The organism is Lampropedia puyangensis (genome assembly GCF_004833285.1).
Taxonomy (GTDB): domain Bacteria; phylum Pseudomonadota; class Gammaproteobacteria; order Burkholderiales; family Burkholderiaceae_C; genus Lampropedia; species Lampropedia puyangensis.
In genome coordinates this window covers 165,405-180,194 of the sequence record NZ_STFG01000002.1, presented here as the reverse complement: position 1 = coordinate 180,194, position 14,790 = coordinate 165,405, and the positions used below count along the sequence as shown (strand labels likewise).

The 14,790-nt window shown below is 52.2% G+C and carries 19 protein-coding genes and 2 tRNA genes; 6 read left to right on the top strand and 15 right to left on the bottom strand.

All coding sequences use genetic code 11. The features are described 5' to 3' along the window. Window positions 1-42: 42 nt before the first annotated feature. The 5 genes from pal (at window position 43) to E9531_RS03710 (ending at window position 3,090) form a co-directional block, all read left to right on the top strand. Window positions 43-576, top strand: a complete 534-nt coding sequence (pal, locus tag E9531_RS03730) for a peptidoglycan-associated lipoprotein Pal (RefSeq protein WP_136572404.1) — start codon at window positions 43-45, stop codon at window positions 574-576. Window positions 577-582: 6 nt separating this feature from the next. Then, on the top strand, window positions 583-1,332 hold the full coding sequence (gene ybgF, locus E9531_RS03725; protein WP_136572403.1) for a tol-pal system protein YbgF: 750 nt from the start codon (window positions 583-585) through the stop codon (window positions 1,330-1,332). A gap of 185 nt (window positions 1,333-1,517) precedes the next feature. Next, the gene (locus E9531_RS03720) at window positions 1,518-2,279 is read left to right on the top strand and encodes a tRNA threonylcarbamoyladenosine dehydratase (RefSeq protein ID WP_136572402.1); all 762 of its coding nucleotides are present in this window, start codon (window positions 1,518-1,520) and stop codon (window positions 2,277-2,279) included. Between the two features lie 79 nt (window positions 2,280-2,358). Next, window positions 2,359-2,434: transfer RNA gene (locus tag E9531_RS03715), tRNA-Lys, on the top strand. 269 nt (window positions 2,435-2,703) lie between these two features. Beyond that, a complete protein-coding gene (locus E9531_RS03710; protein WP_136572401.1) occupies window positions 2,704-3,090 on the top strand; it encodes a sirohydrochlorin chelatase in 387 nt (128 codons plus the stop codon). Between the two features lie 90 nt (window positions 3,091-3,180). On the opposite strand, the gene proC is transcribed toward E9531_RS03710, so the two are convergent. The 8 genes from proC to E9531_RS03675 all read right to left on the bottom strand — a co-directional run bounded on the left by proC (window position 3,181) and on the right by E9531_RS03675 (window position 7,541). Next, complete coding sequence (proC, locus tag E9531_RS03705) at window positions 3,181-3,990, bottom strand: pyrroline-5-carboxylate reductase (RefSeq protein ID WP_136572400.1); 810 nt, start codon at window positions 3,988-3,990, stop codon at window positions 3,181-3,183. 66 nt (window positions 3,991-4,056) lie between these two features. After that, complete coding sequence (locus tag E9531_RS17610; RefSeq protein WP_170181412.1) at window positions 4,057-4,224, bottom strand: hypothetical protein; 168 nt, start codon at window positions 4,222-4,224, stop codon at window positions 4,057-4,059. Between the two features lie 98 nt (window positions 4,225-4,322). After that, window positions 4,323-4,643, bottom strand: a complete 321-nt coding sequence (locus tag E9531_RS03700; RefSeq protein ID WP_136572399.1) for a DUF3579 domain-containing protein — start codon at window positions 4,641-4,643, stop codon at window positions 4,323-4,325. Between the two features lie 266 nt (window positions 4,644-4,909). Beyond that, on the bottom strand, window positions 4,910-5,269 hold the full coding sequence (locus E9531_RS03695; protein ID WP_136572398.1) for a hypothetical protein: 360 nt from the start codon (window positions 5,267-5,269) through the stop codon (window positions 4,910-4,912). Window positions 5,270-5,401: 132 nt separating this feature from the next. Continuing rightward, a complete protein-coding gene (locus E9531_RS03690) occupies window positions 5,402-5,773 on the bottom strand; it encodes a hypothetical protein (RefSeq protein WP_136572397.1) in 372 nt (123 codons plus the stop codon). After that, on the bottom strand, window positions 5,770-6,168 hold the full coding sequence (locus tag E9531_RS03685) for a roadblock/LC7 domain-containing protein (protein ID WP_136572396.1): 399 nt from the start codon (window positions 6,166-6,168) through the stop codon (window positions 5,770-5,772). The genes E9531_RS03690 and E9531_RS03685 overlap by 4 nt, the downstream gene beginning before the upstream one ends. Next, window positions 6,165-6,710 (bottom strand): GTP-binding protein, encoded by a 546-nt coding sequence (locus E9531_RS03680; protein ID WP_136572395.1) that lies wholly within the window; start codon window positions 6,708-6,710, stop codon window positions 6,165-6,167. The genes E9531_RS03685 and E9531_RS03680 overlap by 4 nt, the downstream gene beginning before the upstream one ends. 63 nt (window positions 6,711-6,773) lie before the next feature. Further along, on the bottom strand, window positions 6,774-7,541 hold the full coding sequence (locus tag E9531_RS03675; protein WP_136572394.1) for a hypothetical protein: 768 nt from the start codon (window positions 7,539-7,541) through the stop codon (window positions 6,774-6,776). 337 nt (window positions 7,542-7,878) lie between these two features. On the opposite strand from E9531_RS03675, the gene E9531_RS03670 reads away from it, so the two are divergent. Further along, window positions 7,879-7,974: transfer RNA gene (locus E9531_RS03670), tRNA-Sec, on the top strand. Between the two features lie 64 nt (window positions 7,975-8,038). Here E9531_RS03670 and E9531_RS03665 read toward each other — a convergent pair. From E9531_RS03665 to urtA, 7 genes are all read right to left on the bottom strand, one after another. Further along, the gene (locus E9531_RS03665; protein ID WP_136572393.1) at window positions 8,039-8,389 is read right to left on the bottom strand and encodes an FmdB family zinc ribbon protein; all 351 of its coding nucleotides are present in this window, start codon (window positions 8,387-8,389) and stop codon (window positions 8,039-8,041) included. 91 nt (window positions 8,390-8,480) lie between these two features. Further along, the gene (gene fmdA / locus E9531_RS03660) at window positions 8,481-9,716 is read right to left on the bottom strand and encodes a formamidase (RefSeq protein WP_136572392.1); all 1,236 of its coding nucleotides are present in this window, start codon (window positions 9,714-9,716) and stop codon (window positions 8,481-8,483) included. Between the two features lie 72 nt (window positions 9,717-9,788). Beyond that, the gene (gene urtE / locus E9531_RS03655) at window positions 9,789-10,490 is read right to left on the bottom strand and encodes an urea ABC transporter ATP-binding subunit UrtE (protein WP_136572391.1); all 702 of its coding nucleotides are present in this window, start codon (window positions 10,488-10,490) and stop codon (window positions 9,789-9,791) included. A gap of 2 nt (window positions 10,491-10,492) precedes the next feature. Next, window positions 10,493-11,242, bottom strand: a complete 750-nt coding sequence (gene urtD, locus E9531_RS03650) for an urea ABC transporter ATP-binding protein UrtD (RefSeq protein WP_136572390.1) — start codon at window positions 11,240-11,242, stop codon at window positions 10,493-10,495. Further along, window positions 11,239-12,363: an urea ABC transporter permease subunit UrtC gene (urtC, locus tag E9531_RS03645; protein WP_136572389.1), complete on the bottom strand. Its 1,125-nt coding sequence runs from the start codon at window positions 12,361-12,363 to the stop codon at window positions 11,239-11,241. The genes urtD and urtC overlap by 4 nt, the downstream gene beginning before the upstream one ends. 34 nt (window positions 12,364-12,397) lie before the next feature. Then, window positions 12,398-13,312: an urea ABC transporter permease subunit UrtB gene (gene urtB, locus E9531_RS03640; protein ID WP_136572388.1), complete on the bottom strand. Its 915-nt coding sequence runs from the start codon at window positions 13,310-13,312 to the stop codon at window positions 12,398-12,400. A 193-nt stretch (window positions 13,313-13,505) separates the two neighbouring features. After that, window positions 13,506-14,777 carry an urea ABC transporter substrate-binding protein gene (gene urtA, locus E9531_RS03635; protein ID WP_136572387.1) on the bottom strand — a complete coding sequence of 424 codons (1,272 nt, stop codon included), beginning with the start codon at window positions 14,775-14,777 and terminating at the stop codon, window positions 13,506-13,508. Between the last annotated feature and the right edge of the window lie 13 nt (window positions 14,778-14,790).

Genomic DNA, 14,790 nt, shown 5'->3' with positions numbered 1-14,790 from the left:
GAAAAAAGTCCGTGCGCAACCAACGCACATTTGGAGTTAAACATGTTGAGTCTCAAACAATCTCTTTCCTATTCTGTGCTTGCCGCAGCCGTTGCGCTGGCTGGCTGCAGCTCAAAAACCAAGCTGGATGACCAAGCCAATTCAGGCACAGGTACCGCAGCCTATGATGCCAGCGGCCAAGGCCAGAGCAGCATCTCCGGCGTCGACCTGTCCATCTCGCCTATCGAAGGCGAAGGCCCAGTGAACGTGGCACACACCATCTACTTTGACTTCGATAGCTACAGCGTCAAGCCAGAGTACCAAGCCACATTGCAAAAGCACGCAGACTTCATGCGCGCCAACCGCAACATCACCGTTACACTGGAAGGCCATACCGACGAGCGCGGCGGCCGTGAATACAACTTAGCACTGGGCCAACGCCGTGCTGAAGCTGTCCGCCAAACTCTGGATTTGCTGGGCGTGCCAGCTTCTCAGCTCGAAGCCATCAGCTACGGCAAAGAAAAGCCTAAAGCCACTGGTTTCAGCGAAGAAGCTTTCTCCCAAAACCGCCGCGTAGAAATCCGCTATAACAAGTAATCTCCTATGAAACGACTCGTGCTGCCTCCTGTCTCCGCCACCATCCAGCGCTTTGCTGCTCTGGCCATGGTCAGTACCATGATGCTGCCCAGCGCGGCCCATGCTCTGTTTGAAGATGGCGATGCCCGACGCGCCATTCTGGAGCTGCGCAGCCGAGTCGATCAATTGCAGCTGGTAGATCAAAATACAGCTTCAGAGATTCAGCAAATGCGCTCCAGCCTTCTGGAGCTGCAAGGGCAGATCAGCGCCCTTCGCAACGAAGTGGCAACGCTGCGCGGGCAGAATGAAGAACTCACCCAAAACCTGCAACGCACAGAAACTCGCCTGAAATCGTTTGAACCACAGCCAGTTCAAGTTGACGGCTCGAATTTCCAAGCACAGCCCGCAGAGCAGCAGGCCTTTGACGCCGCGCTTGAACAATTGCGCAATGGTCAATACGAAGCAGCGCGCAATGCATTCAAAACGTTTATTGATCAGCACCCCAACAGTGGCTACATCCCCTCCGCGCAATTTTGGCTGGGCAACTCCCTCTATGCCACAAGGGAATATCAGCAGGCTATCAACACATTCAACGCACTGCTAAAGCAAGCGCCTCAGCACGAACGCGCGCCAGATGCTGCATTGGGTGTGGCCAACTCCCAAATTGAGCTGAAAAACGTGACTGGCGCACGACAAACACTGCAAAACCTCATCTCAGTCTACCCAGACTCTTCCGCAGCCACCGACGCACGCGAGCGTTTGGCACGCCTGCGCTAATAGTCAAAGTAGCGCCCATTGCCAGGGGATGCTTTCAGGCCAAAACCGATTAGCCCTTGCAGCAAATGCCCTTATGGCCAGGGCCATACTACCTGCACCTCTCGACATCCCTATCATCAGCACGGCATGGGCCGTGCTGTTTTTTTTACCTATTCCAATCGCCTTAATCAACTGGGCATACTGTAATGAGTGAATTGTTTGATCCCCAACGCCGATTTGGCGGTTTGCAGCGCCTATACGGCAACACTGGGGCCATGCGCATTGCGCAAGCACATGTCGCTGTAGTGGGCATTGGAGGAGTCGGCTCATGGGCGGCCGAAGCACTAGCGCGCAGTGGCGTAGGAAAACTCACACTGATTGATCTGGACAACGTTGCCGAATCGAACATCAACCGCCAGATTCATGCCCTAACAGACACCATCGGCCAGCCTAAGGTGGAGGCCATGAAAGCCCGAATCGCTCAAATCAACCCTTCCTGCACGGTTCATGTTGTGGAGGACTTTGTTGACGAAAACAACGTACAAGCACTACTGGCAACCAATGCCATTGATGCAACTATTGACGCGTGCGATCAAGTCAGAGCCAAAGCAGCTATTGCACAGGCCATGCTACAAAGCAAACGTATCTTTATCTCCGTCGGCGCAGCTGGAGGGAAAACCCAAGCACAACAAGTTGAAGTTCAAGACTTAGGCCTGCTTACACACGACCCTCTACTGGCACAGCTGCGCTATCGCTTGCGACGCCATTACCATTTCCCATCCAACGGTAAAAAAATGCAGGTGCCCTGCGTATTCAGTCGCGAATCTGTCAAACAAGCCAACAGCAGTTGCGCAACCCAAGAGGACAATACCCTTAACTGCGCAGGATATGGATCAACTGTTACGGTCACCGCTACGTTTGGAATGGTGGCTGCAGGATGGGTTTTAAATAATTTAGGAAATTTTTAAACTTTTCCATTCAAGCTAAAAAAGCCTGCTACAATCTTGTTTTTCGCATGAAGCAGCAAACAAACTGCATCACGAAGGCGGGTCGTTAGCTCAGTTGGTAGAGCAGCGGACTTTTAATCCGTTTGTCACAAGTTCGAATCTTGTACGACCCACCAAAGAATTCAAAGGCCTAACGTTCACGCGTTAGGCCTTTTTCTTTATGCCATTTACTGCTTTATTATCATTGCAGCATTGGTATTGCAAATGCAGAGCGAAGACAATCTCTCGTTATTTACCTAGTCGAACGTAGTTGCCATCTCTTGTCTTGGAAGGGCCTGTATCCATCCTCTGTTAGCCAACACACGACGACACAGATAAACACAGTAATGCAACCAATTCTTTGCTGCGCAGCCAGCAATCACCGTCGGCTTTAGGAAAACAACTCATGCCTCTTATCAGCAAAACGGGTTTACTACTGCTGGGCCACGGATCACGCGATCCGCACTGGCGTGAACCGATGAACAAAATGCAGCAAGCCTTGCAAAAGCAAAAGCCAGACCTCGCAATACAGTGCGCCTACTTGGAATTGTGCGAACCCAGCTTGGAAGATGCAGCAGCAATCCTGTTGCAACAAGACAGCAAGCTAGGAAAAATTGTTATCTACCCCGTCTTCATTGGTATGGGAACCCACACCAAAGAAGACCTGCCGCACTTAAAAGACAAGCTGGCGCATCAATATCCAAATGTTCAATGGTCACTCGCCCCAGCCTTGGGAACTGATGAACGGCTCATCGACTTGGTTGCAGCCATTACCAAAGAGTGGACCGAATAAGCAGCACAGCAACAACTGCACCGTCTGATGCATTGAGGAGCGTTGAAGGACACATCAAATAAATGTACCCCTCAATTTTCGCCCCCCCTTTTACTTGCCAAACTCTTGAGCCATTTCAACCGCACGATCATGGCATGCCTGCATCGCTGCGACAAAATGCGGCTTCACATCCAAAGCATCCAGTGCTGTCGTGGCCGCAAAGGTGGTACCCCCTTTAGAGGTTACGCGCTGCCTGAGCACCTCTGGAGCTTCTGTTGATTGCGCTGCCAAGGCCGATGCTCCCTCAAAAGTGGCTACAGCCAATTGATATGCCTGCTCAGCAGTCAACCCAAGCTGCGTGCCTGCCTGCTGCATAGCCTCTAAAAAGTAAAACACATACGCTGGCCCCGAACCTGAAAGTGCAGTAACGGCATCCAACTGCGCCTCACGCTCAACCCATAGCACTTGCCCAACGGCTTGTAGGACAGTTTCTGAAGCCTGACGGTCACCGGCCTCCACGGCATCACCTGCAAAAACCCCTGTGATGCCTTTGCCAATCAATGCAGGCGTATTGGGCATCGCCCGCACAATACGCTGGCTACCAAGCCACTGGCCAATAGAAGCAGTAGTCACGCCTGCGGCGATGCTCACATGCAGCGCATCTGCAAGCATGCCCGCCAACCCATGCATAACGCTTTTAAGAACCTGAGGCTTGACCGCCCACACAACCAAATCCACGCCATGTGCTAAGGGTGAGCCTTCTTCCTGCGTTTGAACAGAAAAATCGCCTGTCAATGCAGCACGTGTTTGTGCATCCGGCTCAATCACCCGGATATCTGATGGCGCCTTACCCTGATGAATTAAGCCCCCAATGATGGCGCGAGCCATGTTCCCACCACCTACAAACAACACCGTGCGCATACTGAATCCTCTCCGACCAACAGCAATAAGAAGGCAAAAATGAAGGGGCTAAAAGCCCCTTTTTGATTAACCTTGGTGAGCACGCTTACCTGGGTTTTTCTTGCTGCGTGTATGCACGCCACGTTCTTTGCTGACGCCTTGTCCGCCGCCGTCACGAGGAATGTGGTAGCCATTAGGTGCTACTGGACGAGGAGAGGCTTTACGGTCAGCTTCAGTGAAAAATTTATTGGCCATGACGGCTCCTGCTATGTAGAGGTTGTGTGGAAAAACCCATCATTCTAGTGCAGATGGCGACAAAAACTCAATTCCCTTCTCTGAAGGATTTGGCTGTATCAAGTTTTCGCATCTGGCAACAGGCAGGCTTCCACAGTTTCCAAATTGTTATCCCGCGCGAAATTCATCACAAAATCCCAAGCCATTGGTTCATGGTCACGTAGTGCCGAATGGACCACGACGCACTTTGTGCCATCAATAACGGTTGGCACACACCAAGGTGAATACACGATGTGGTTTCCTGGCATCATGCCAGGGGGACGGAAGGTGCTCATTACCCCGGCAAGACGCTCGGACCAGTCACTAGGGCGAAAAGTCTTGCCTTCCTTGGTTTTACCCAAGATGAATATTTCTTGCGGGGAAGAAGGAGCACTGGACATGGTGGGATGGTGCTTCGTCTCACAAGCTTTTGGCCCATGCGCTGCGAGCACTGTTCTTAAAGGATAGGAATTTTAGCCATTCTGACTGCCAGCAGCACAGAGACATTCCGATTTGCGGCAATTTAAATAAATCGTTGACTCTTGCATCCTGCAGACCAGCTTCTTGCTCAAGCAAACAAAGCTGCTCAAAATGGCAACAAAAAAAGCAAACAGCGTCTGTGCACACGTTTGCTTTTTGTCAGAGATCAAAGAAAGCTTTTAGATGATCAGAATGCTAGCTCTTTGTCCACGTCTTGCACCTTACGACGAGCCATCGCTAAGTTAGAGCGCTGTTTATCCAGCACGAAATAGATAAAAACGCCCTCTTTGCGTGAAGCAGGACGAATGATGTGGTAGTGCTTGCCTAGGGTAATCAGAATGTCTTCGATCACATCATTCAAGCCCAACGCACGCATGGTTTTCATCTTAGCGCGCACAACTTCAGTATTGCCTGCAGCGGCAACTTCCAAGTCGACCCCCGTACCCACAGACCCCAGCATCATGCCACTCGTGGAATCCACAATAGCAGCACACATAGCGCCATCCACTTCCATCAATTCGTCCAGTGTTTGTTTGATTGTTGACATAGCTTGTAGATCCTTTTTGAAGGGCTTAGGTAAAAACAAAAGCTTTGATAGAGCTTCTTAAAAAAACAGGCTTCATCAGTAGGAACTTGAACGATTAAGCATCAAATGCTCTTGTCGCATCTTACACAACTCCTACAATTCATTAACCATTTTGGCGATCGCATGTGTGCGCTTTTGCCATGCAGCCCAATCGACGGGGGCATGGTGAATCGACAAAGTTAAAAGAAACATATCTTGGCCACATTGCATCATGGTGATTCGGCCATTTTTGTGCAGAAACACACAAGCCTGAAGTTCACCCAGCTCTGCAAAAGGCAACTCTAGACGCCCGCAGAGACGCCAATAATCGCTGGCAGCTTCAGACAGAACAGCAATATTTTCATTGCCCCCTGCTGCATGCCACACCATTCCTGTGCTGATTTCAACAAGCACGCATCCTTTCAGATCTGGAAAATCCTGCGCCAGCTGATCCAAGGCTTGGCGTAGCAAATAGGCGGCACTCATGCTTCTGCAAGCTGACGAGCAAACTGCGTGGTACGGTAGGCAACTTCACCTATCAACACCCCTTCATTTGCAATCACATTGATGATCAGCTCGACATCCGTGCGGTAAACACTGCGCACAACGGCAAAACCCGACTCCGTATCAATGGTAACGCTGCGGCTACGCCCCAATTGCGCCTCATGCGAAACAACACTGCTGATAGCAGCAATAGAGCTGGCCATTGCTGCAATGCGGCCTGCATCCATATTCGAACGGATCGCCGAGGCCACATCAAAACCATCGACAGAGGCAACCACTACAGCCTGAACTTCAAGAATCTCATCCAGCAGGCGCTGGGCCTCTTGTTGTGCCAGGGCGGCCACGGCAGAAGGAAGAGGGATGCTTGCTGCACTCATCGCTTGTTCTCCATAAATAAAGAAGCCTCCATTTGCGCGAGAAGGCAATCGATCAATAGCACCACATCGCTGCGCAAACGAACATCCACGCCCAATATAGGCAAGACCAATCCACGCTCATTCAACACATTAGAAAACTCATCCAAGCTCGGCGCAGGATGCGCATCTGTTCTACCTACACCAATCACGCAAGGCACATGCTTGAGTTGGGCGGCAAAGCCATCCAAATACACGCGCAAATCGTCCAGCGGAGCTGGTTTGGAGTTGTCTATCAAGATCACAATTCCGAGCACATTTTGCGACAGGATTTTCCATAAAAAATCGAAACGCACCTGCCCAGGCGTACCAAAAAGGCGAATACGGTCACCATTTTCGAGCGTCAAAAGGCCAAAATCCAACCCTACAGTTGTGCGTTCTTTCGCCACGGACTGGTCTGTGTTTTGCACATCTGTCAGTACAGGTTTAACCTCACTCACAGCACCAATCGCTGTAGTCTTGCCTGCCCCCATAGGCCCCGTAAAAAGTAATTTGTATTCTGTCATCTCTCCATCCAACCATTCCCCATTGGGGTATTGTCATTACAAAAGAAACGCATCGACTGCAACTTAAATCCCCAAACGCCTGCGTATGGCACGCATTAAACCCAAGCCGCGCTTGGGGGGCTGCCCCGCTGGCAACACTGACGCAGATGGATAGCGAGCAGGAACACCTGAGGATTGCATTTCAGTAGAAATCACAGCGACTTTGGATCCTACGCGGGTATCCAATAATTCAGAATGCAACAACGTGGAGACCCACTCTTCACACTCATCGAGGCTAGCGCCAGACAAGCTAGAGAGCTCATTGACTTGCAGCGCCTGTTTAGACAGCAGTGATGTGATGCGCAAGCGCTTAGGATCGTTGCCAATGATTTGTGCTGGCGGCCAACGACGCAATAAGTAGCGCGAATCGTGGTCCAAGTACGCCTCTGCATGAGAAGGCATTTCTAGTGCTGGTACTCGTGTATGCGCAGCTGTGGTAGCTCGAGTCTGCGTTGTTTTTTCTGCCTTTCGCGCAGTTTCCAGCTGTCGAGCGGTATCCAATAACCATTGCACCAATGCATCAGCGCGAATTGGCCGCATCAATACGGCATCGATCTCCGGATTACTCGCCCGACTGAGATACAGGGTGGGGATGCGTGCTACTCCACTCAACTCTTGCTGTACATCGTCATTCCAACTGCTACTATCGGCAATGCACACATCGACAGGACCATCATCGACAACTGACCATTGAGGTGACAACCATTGGCTTGAGAGGCGAAAAATCGTCTTGATGAGAATGACTTCTTCTTGCGGAAGACCGCGCAAACCCAGCGTCAAAGGTGTTGCCATATCGGATCAATGAGAAGATCTGTGGACGTTGTGAGCCCAACATGCAAGCCCTCCCTGATTGGGAGGTAATGAGGGCGCTATTTTGACGGATTTGTATATATTCGTGGGCTGTTCATATAGCCATCCCTTATGCGCTGAAGGTTAAGGCTGGCAAGGCTAAACCCGCGTACTACGCAACTGCTAGACAGGCCCTCAACTCGCCTCAAAGTATGTATCTCGTACTGCCTGCATCGCAGGAACCCCAGTTCGAGTGCAATTGCTTATAAAATGCCGCCTCAATAGCAAGAAAGTAAAGCAAGTGCTTGCCACCCGCTAACAGGTCTTTTTGCTACGCAATGGAAGACATACGCACCCGGTGGTGCGCCCGGGCTTCAAACCCGGTAGGGGGCGTCAGACGCTCCCTGGTAGGTTCGACTCCTGCTGTCCTCCGCCATGTCTGGCGCAATCGCCGCCAAGATCACCAACAACGCCGTTTCATGCCCTATTGATTGCTGCAATCAGTGGCTGATCATCCACGGCCGTTTGCTAGGCGCATACTTGGCACCATCGGCTGTAGTACGTGTGGCTTTTGGCAAGCCTGGCTTGCTGCTGCAACAACTGCAGCCCGCAGGGTGCTTGTAGGCTTGGTAATCTTTGGAGCGAATCGGCTCGTGCCGCGCTTTCTCATTGATCTCATGCGCCTTACGCGTGCTGCCAGCCATTGCAGCTAACCGCGGCGCTGACGCAAAAATGCGCTCGCATGCACCACTGCCGCATTCTGGGCAAACGGCCTGCGTATTGCGCTGCTCAAAAGAGCGCATGGCATCAAAAGTGCCACAGTCATCACACACGTATTCGTAGGTAGGCATAGCAAAAATCCTGCTCGGGTAGAACCCTCTATCACATGACATACCCCAAAGCATCGCATGCATGTATACAAAGCGTTGGGGCATCGACGCGTTATTTCAGATCAGGCGAGATGGGCATATCAATACTGCCATCCAGGTACTTCACCGGACCATTCGGGCTAAGGTTAATGTCAAACTCAAAAATTTGAGTTGGCAACCACAGCGTGGCACACGAGTTTGGAATATCCACCACCCCACTCAAATGCCCCTGCACAGGCGCTGAACCCAAAATTGCATAAGCTTGCGCACCAGAGTAACCAAACTTCTTCAAGTACTCAATCGCGTTCAAGCAAGCATTTTTGTAGGCAATATTGGCATCCAGATAGTGCTGCGTGCCACTCTGGTCCACTGAAATACCTTCAAAAATCAGGTAATCGTTGTAGTTTGGTGTCAAAGGGCTAGGCTTGAACACGGGGTTCTTGATGCCGTATTTCTCTACGCCACCTTTGATCAGCTGTACCTTCATGTGTACCCAGCCCGCTGCCATTTCAATGGCACCACAGAAAGTGATCTCGCCATCGCCTTGTGCAAAGTGCAAGTCCCCTACTGACAAGCCAGCGCCATCCACATACACCGGGAAGTAAATCCGCGAACCACGAGACAAGTCTTTGATGTCGCAATTGCCACCATGCTCACGCGGTGGCACGGTGCGCGCACCTTCGGCCGCAGCTTTGTCACGCGCCTCACCTTGCAGTTTGCCCATGTGCGCCGTGTCTGCTTTAGGAGGATTGGCCAGCGGAGGTACGCGCGTAGGGTTGGTGTCGATCAACGCTTGCTCGCGGCTATTCCATGTATCGAGCAATTCTTTAGAGGGCAGACAACCAATCAAACCGGGGTGAATCTGGCCTGCAAAGCGCACACCAGGAATATGACGGGAGCTGGTGTAAATGCCGTGAAAGTCCCAAATCGCTTTCTGTGCAGAGGGGAACTCATCGGTCAAGAAACCGCCGCCGTTGGTTTTGGAGAAAAAACCGTTAAAACCCCACGGCGCTTCTTCTTTAGCGCCCAAATCAAGCAAATCCACCACCAGTAAATCACCAGGCTCTGCACCTTTGACGCCAACTGGGCCGGAAAGGTAATGCACGATGGAGAGGTCCAAGTCGCGAATATCGTCTGCGCTTTCGTTGTTGCCAATCGCGCCAGCGGTCCAGTCATAGGTCTCGAGAATGAAGTCCTCGCCAGGATTAACCCAACACGCCATAGGAATGTCTGGGTGCCAGCGGTTGTGCACTTGCTCATTGCTGGTGGCGGGCTGATTCAAGTCCACTTTAATGAGGGTTTCGGGCATGGTGTTGCTCCTTGTGTTGCTAAGAAAATGGTGCCAAATGCGCGGCATCAGCGCCTGTATGGGCTCAAGGCCTCACACAGAGAGATAGGACTTGATATGGGCCTGATCGGTATCGGCACGGGCGGTTTCGTGCACAAGCTTGCCGCCCTCAATAACGAACAGACGATCGGCCACATCCATCGCAAACGAAAGCACCTGCTCAGACACGATGATGGTGAGTTTGCGCATTTCGCGGATTTCGTTGAGCGCCTTGGCAATGTCTTTGATGATGGAAGGTTGAATGCCCTCGGTAGGTTCATCAAGCAGCAATACGCGCGGATTGGTCACTAAAGCGCGGGCGATGGCCAGCTGCTGCTGCTGCCCGCCAGAGAGGTTGCCGCCCTTGCGCCGTCGCATGTCAAACAGCACCGGAAAGAGCGCATAAATCTCTTCTGGAATCACTTTATCCTTAGCATTCTCCAACCCCGTTTGGATGTTTTCTTCTACGGTCAAGGTCGGGAAAATCATGCGCCCCTGCGGCACGTAGGCAATGCCTTTGGCCACGCGCTTGAAGCTCTCATCTTTGGAGATGTCTTGCCCTGCCACCATCACCTTGCCGCTTTTCAGAGGCAAAACACCCATCAGACTTTTAAACAGTGTTGTCTTGCCCATGCCGTTGCGGCCCATGATGGCCACGGTCTCATTGGGCATGGCGTCAAACGAGATGCCGTGCAAAGCTTCACTTTGGCCATAGGCCGTGTACACGTCTTGTACTTGGAGGTTGGCTTGCGTCATATTCAATGCCCCAGATAAACGTCGATCACTTGCGGATCGGATTGCACTTTCTCCATCGAGCCCTCAGCCAGAATCTTGCCTTGGTGCATCACCGTGACTTTGTGGGCGATGCGCTTGACGAAATCCATGTCGTGCTCAATCACAATCACTGCGCGGTTTTTGCAGATGCGGTTGAGCAAGTCGGCGGTTTGGTCGCGTTCACTGGCGCTCATACCTGCAATGGGTTCATCAAGCATCAACAACTCTGGGTCTTGCATCAGCAGCATGCCGATCTCCAGCCACTGTTTTTGCCCATGCGAGAGCAAGCCTGCCTCCAGTTGCAGCTTGTCTGCCAAGCCAATGTCTTGGGCCACCTCTTGCACACGCTGGCGCACGTCATCAGTGCACTTGAAGGCCAGCGCGCCCAACACTGAACGCCCTGAGGGGTAAGACACCTCCAGATTCTTGAACACCGAAAGGTTTTCGTAAATCGACGGTGTCTGGAACTTGCGTCCCATCCCCAGGCGAACACGTTGGTACTCAGCAATCTTGGTCACCTCCTGGTTCTTGAATTTGATCGAGCCCCCCGTTGCACGGGTCTTGCCACAAATCAAATCTAGCAGCGTGGTTTTGCCAGCGCCATTAGGGCCAATGACTACACGCAACTCATTCTTATCGATGTATAAAGTCAGGTTGTCGATGGCTTTGAAGCCATCAAAGGACACGGTCAAATCCTCAATCGCCAACGCGAAATCCGTATTGGTCGCACTCATGCTGCGCTCCCTTCTTTGGATTCCAAGGTAGCCTCTCTTGCACCCTTGCGTTTAAAGAGGCGCGGCTTGATGTGCTGCTCCCACACCCCTGCCAATCCCATGGGGAAGGCCATCGTCACACCGATAAAGAGGGCGGCCATCATGAACAGCCATGCATCCGGGAAACTCTCTGAAAACGCGGTCTTGCCTGCATTGATCAGCAAAGTGCCATAGACCGCCCCGACCAAGCTCATGCGCCCACCGACTGCGGCATAAATCACCATCTCAATGGAAGGCACGATGCCCACAAACGACGGCGACATGAAGCCCACTTGCAGCGTGAACATAGCGCCACCAATACCGGAAATACCAGCGGCCAGACAAAACACAAAGACTTGAAATGCCGAGACGTCATAGCCAGAAAAACGCACCCGATCTTCCTTGTCCCGCATAGCCAAAAGCAAAGTGCCCAACTTGCTGGTTTGAACCCAACGGCACAACACAATGGCGCCAATCAGCAACGCACAGCACACAAAGTAGAGGATGTACTTGGCTTCATCGGTACGGATATCCCAGCCCAGCATGGTTTTCAAATCGGTGATGCCATTGACGCCGCCCGTGTAACCTTGCTGACCGATGATGAGCACCGTCAAAATCAAGGCAACAGCCTGCGTGATGATGGCGAAATACACCCCGCTCACACGGCGCTTGAACATCGCAAAACTCACGACCCAGGCCAAAGCCATGGGAATCAGCACCACCGCAATCAAAGCCAGCGGCAGACTTTTGAAAGGCACCCACAACCACGGGAGCTCGGTGATCTGGTTCCAATCCATGAAGTCTGGAATACCTGGGGTTGATTGGATTTTGGTGCTTTCTGGGTCAGAGGCTTCAAGCTTTAAGAACATCGCCATCGCATAGCCACCCAAGCCAAAAAATACGCCTTGGCCCAAGCTCAAAATACCGCCATAACCCCACAGCATCACCAGGCCCACAGCGACAAAGGCGTAACACAGGTATTTGCCAATCAAGTTCAGGCGAAAGATGTCCAGCGTCAGTGGCAAGACCACCACCAAAAAAACCGTCAATACCACCAGGCTCAGCAACTGGTAGCGTTCAATCCATTGTTTGAGTGCGTTCATGTTGGGTAACTCCTTGCAGTCTCTTGGAGGTCGATTAACGACGCACCTTGCTGGCAAACAAACCTTGTGGGCGGATCATCAAAATGACCACGATGAGCGAGAGAGTCAGCACTTTGGCCATGGAGCCGGTCAAGAAAAACTCTGCAATCGACTGTGTCTGTGCAATCCCGAACGCCGAAGCCACCGTACCCAACAAGCTTGCTGCACCACCAAAAGTCACCACCAAGAAGGAGTCCACGATGTACAGCGAACCGGATGTGGGGCCGGTAGAACCAATCGTGGTGAAGGCAGCCCCCGCCACGCCAGCAATTCCGCAGCCAATCGCAAAAGTAAAACGATCGGTCTTTTTGGTGTCGATGCCAATCGCATTGGCCATGACGCGATTACTCACGGTAGCGCGTACCCGCAAGCCCCAACGGCTCTTGTACAACGCCAGCATCACCAAGCATGTGACCAATACGGTTAAGCCCAGCACGAACATGCCATTGATCGGAATATCCAGCCCTTCAGCTGGCGACCAGGAACCCATCAGCCAGTCCGGTAACGTGGGGCTCACTTCCTTGGGGCCGATAAAGGTGCGAAAGCATTGTTGCAAAGCCAGTGAAACACCCCAAGTGGCCAACAAAGTATCCAGCGGGCGTTTGTAGAGATGGCGAATCAAAGCCCATTCAAGCAGCCAGCCAGCCAAAAATGCCACCATAAAGGCCAGCACAATCGCCACAGGAAAATAAGCGCTCATCAAGTTGGGCATGTAGCTCTGGGTGAACACTGAGGCCATGAACACGACGTATGAGCCAATGGTCATAAACTCCCCGTGGGCCATGTTGATCACGCCCATCTGACCAAAAATAATGGCCAGCCCCAACCCCATCAACAGCAGCACCGCAAACAGCGATAAGCCCGCAAACCCCTGCATCAGGGTGATGTTCCAGATATCCGTCCAGGTCATGGCCTGCTCCTTTTCTTGCCCACAGCTCGCTTATGCAGCAACTGCTCGGGCATCAATCGCGTCGTGTTCAAGGGGTTTGAAAATGCCAAAGGCGCAGGCAGCGTTGGGCTGAGCCTGCGCCCTGAATCGCACTGGCTCACCACATCAAAGATGCGATGCACCCGTCTTCAAGCGCATGGCGCCATGTCAACAATTACTGGTAGCCAGCAGGGAATGGATCGGGTTTGATCAGCTCAGGCGACTCAGCCACCACCTTGAAGGACGCATCAGGTTGGCCTTGACCGATGCGGGCCTTGCTCCACAAGTGGTGGTTGGCATCGATCTTGACAAAGCCTTCTGGCGCGGTTGGCAATTCAATGCCAGGCGATGCAGCCACCACCTTGTCCACATCAAAACTGCCTGCCTTCTCCACCGCTGCCTTCCACAGCCATGGGCCCAGATAAGCAGCTTGCGTCACATCACCAATCACGGCATTGGCACCGTATTCGGCTTTGAACGCTTCCACAAACTTCTTGTTGTTGTCGTTCTCCAGTGTTTGGAAGTATTTCATCGACGAATAGAAGCCATTGAAGTTCTCGCCACCCACGCCGGTCATCTCGTCCTCTGTGACCGACAAGGTCAGCAAGAACTGCTTATCGCCGGTAATCCCCGCGGCTTTGAGCTGCTTGTAGAACGCCACGTTCGAGCCCCCCACTACAGCGGCAAAAATGCAATCGGGTTTAGCAATCTTGATTTTGTTGATCAAAGAATTGAAGTTGGTGTGGCCCAATGGGTAGTACTCTTCGCCCTTGACAGAACCGAGTTTGGCAACCGACTCGATGTGCTTGCGCGCAATTTTCATGGAGGTGCGTGGCCAGATGTAGTCAGAGCCGACCAAGAAGAAAGTCTTAGCATTCTTCTCTTTAGCGCCCCAATCCAAACTCCACAAAATCTGCTGCGTCGCTTCCTGGCCGGTGTAAATCACGTTTTTAGATTGCTCCAAACCTTCATAGAAAGTTGGGTAGTACAGCAGGCCGTTTTCTTTTTCAAAGATCGGCAACACCGCTTTGCGCGACGCAGAAGTCCAGCAACCAAACACTGTGGCCACCTTGTCGTTGACCAAAAGCTTGCGGGATTTTTCAGCAAATGTCGGCCAATCCGAAGCACCGTCCTCGCGGATCACCTTGATCTTGCGCCCCAAGATACCGCCCGCTTCGTTGATTTGTTTGATCGCCAGCAACTCGGCCTGAATGGAGCCGGTTTCAGAAATCGCCATGGTACCGGTAGCGGAATGCAAGATCCCCACCGTCACTTCAGTATCCGTTACCGCTAAGCCTGTGGTATTGACGGCTGCTGTGGCAGGCGCCTGAGCGAAGGCGGCTTTACCAAGGCCCATGCCCATCAAAGGCAAAGCAGCTGCACCTTGCAGCAAACGGCGACGGCGCATCGCCAGCAAATCAGAAGGGAGTTTGGGTGTGTTGGACATGCGAAGACTCCAT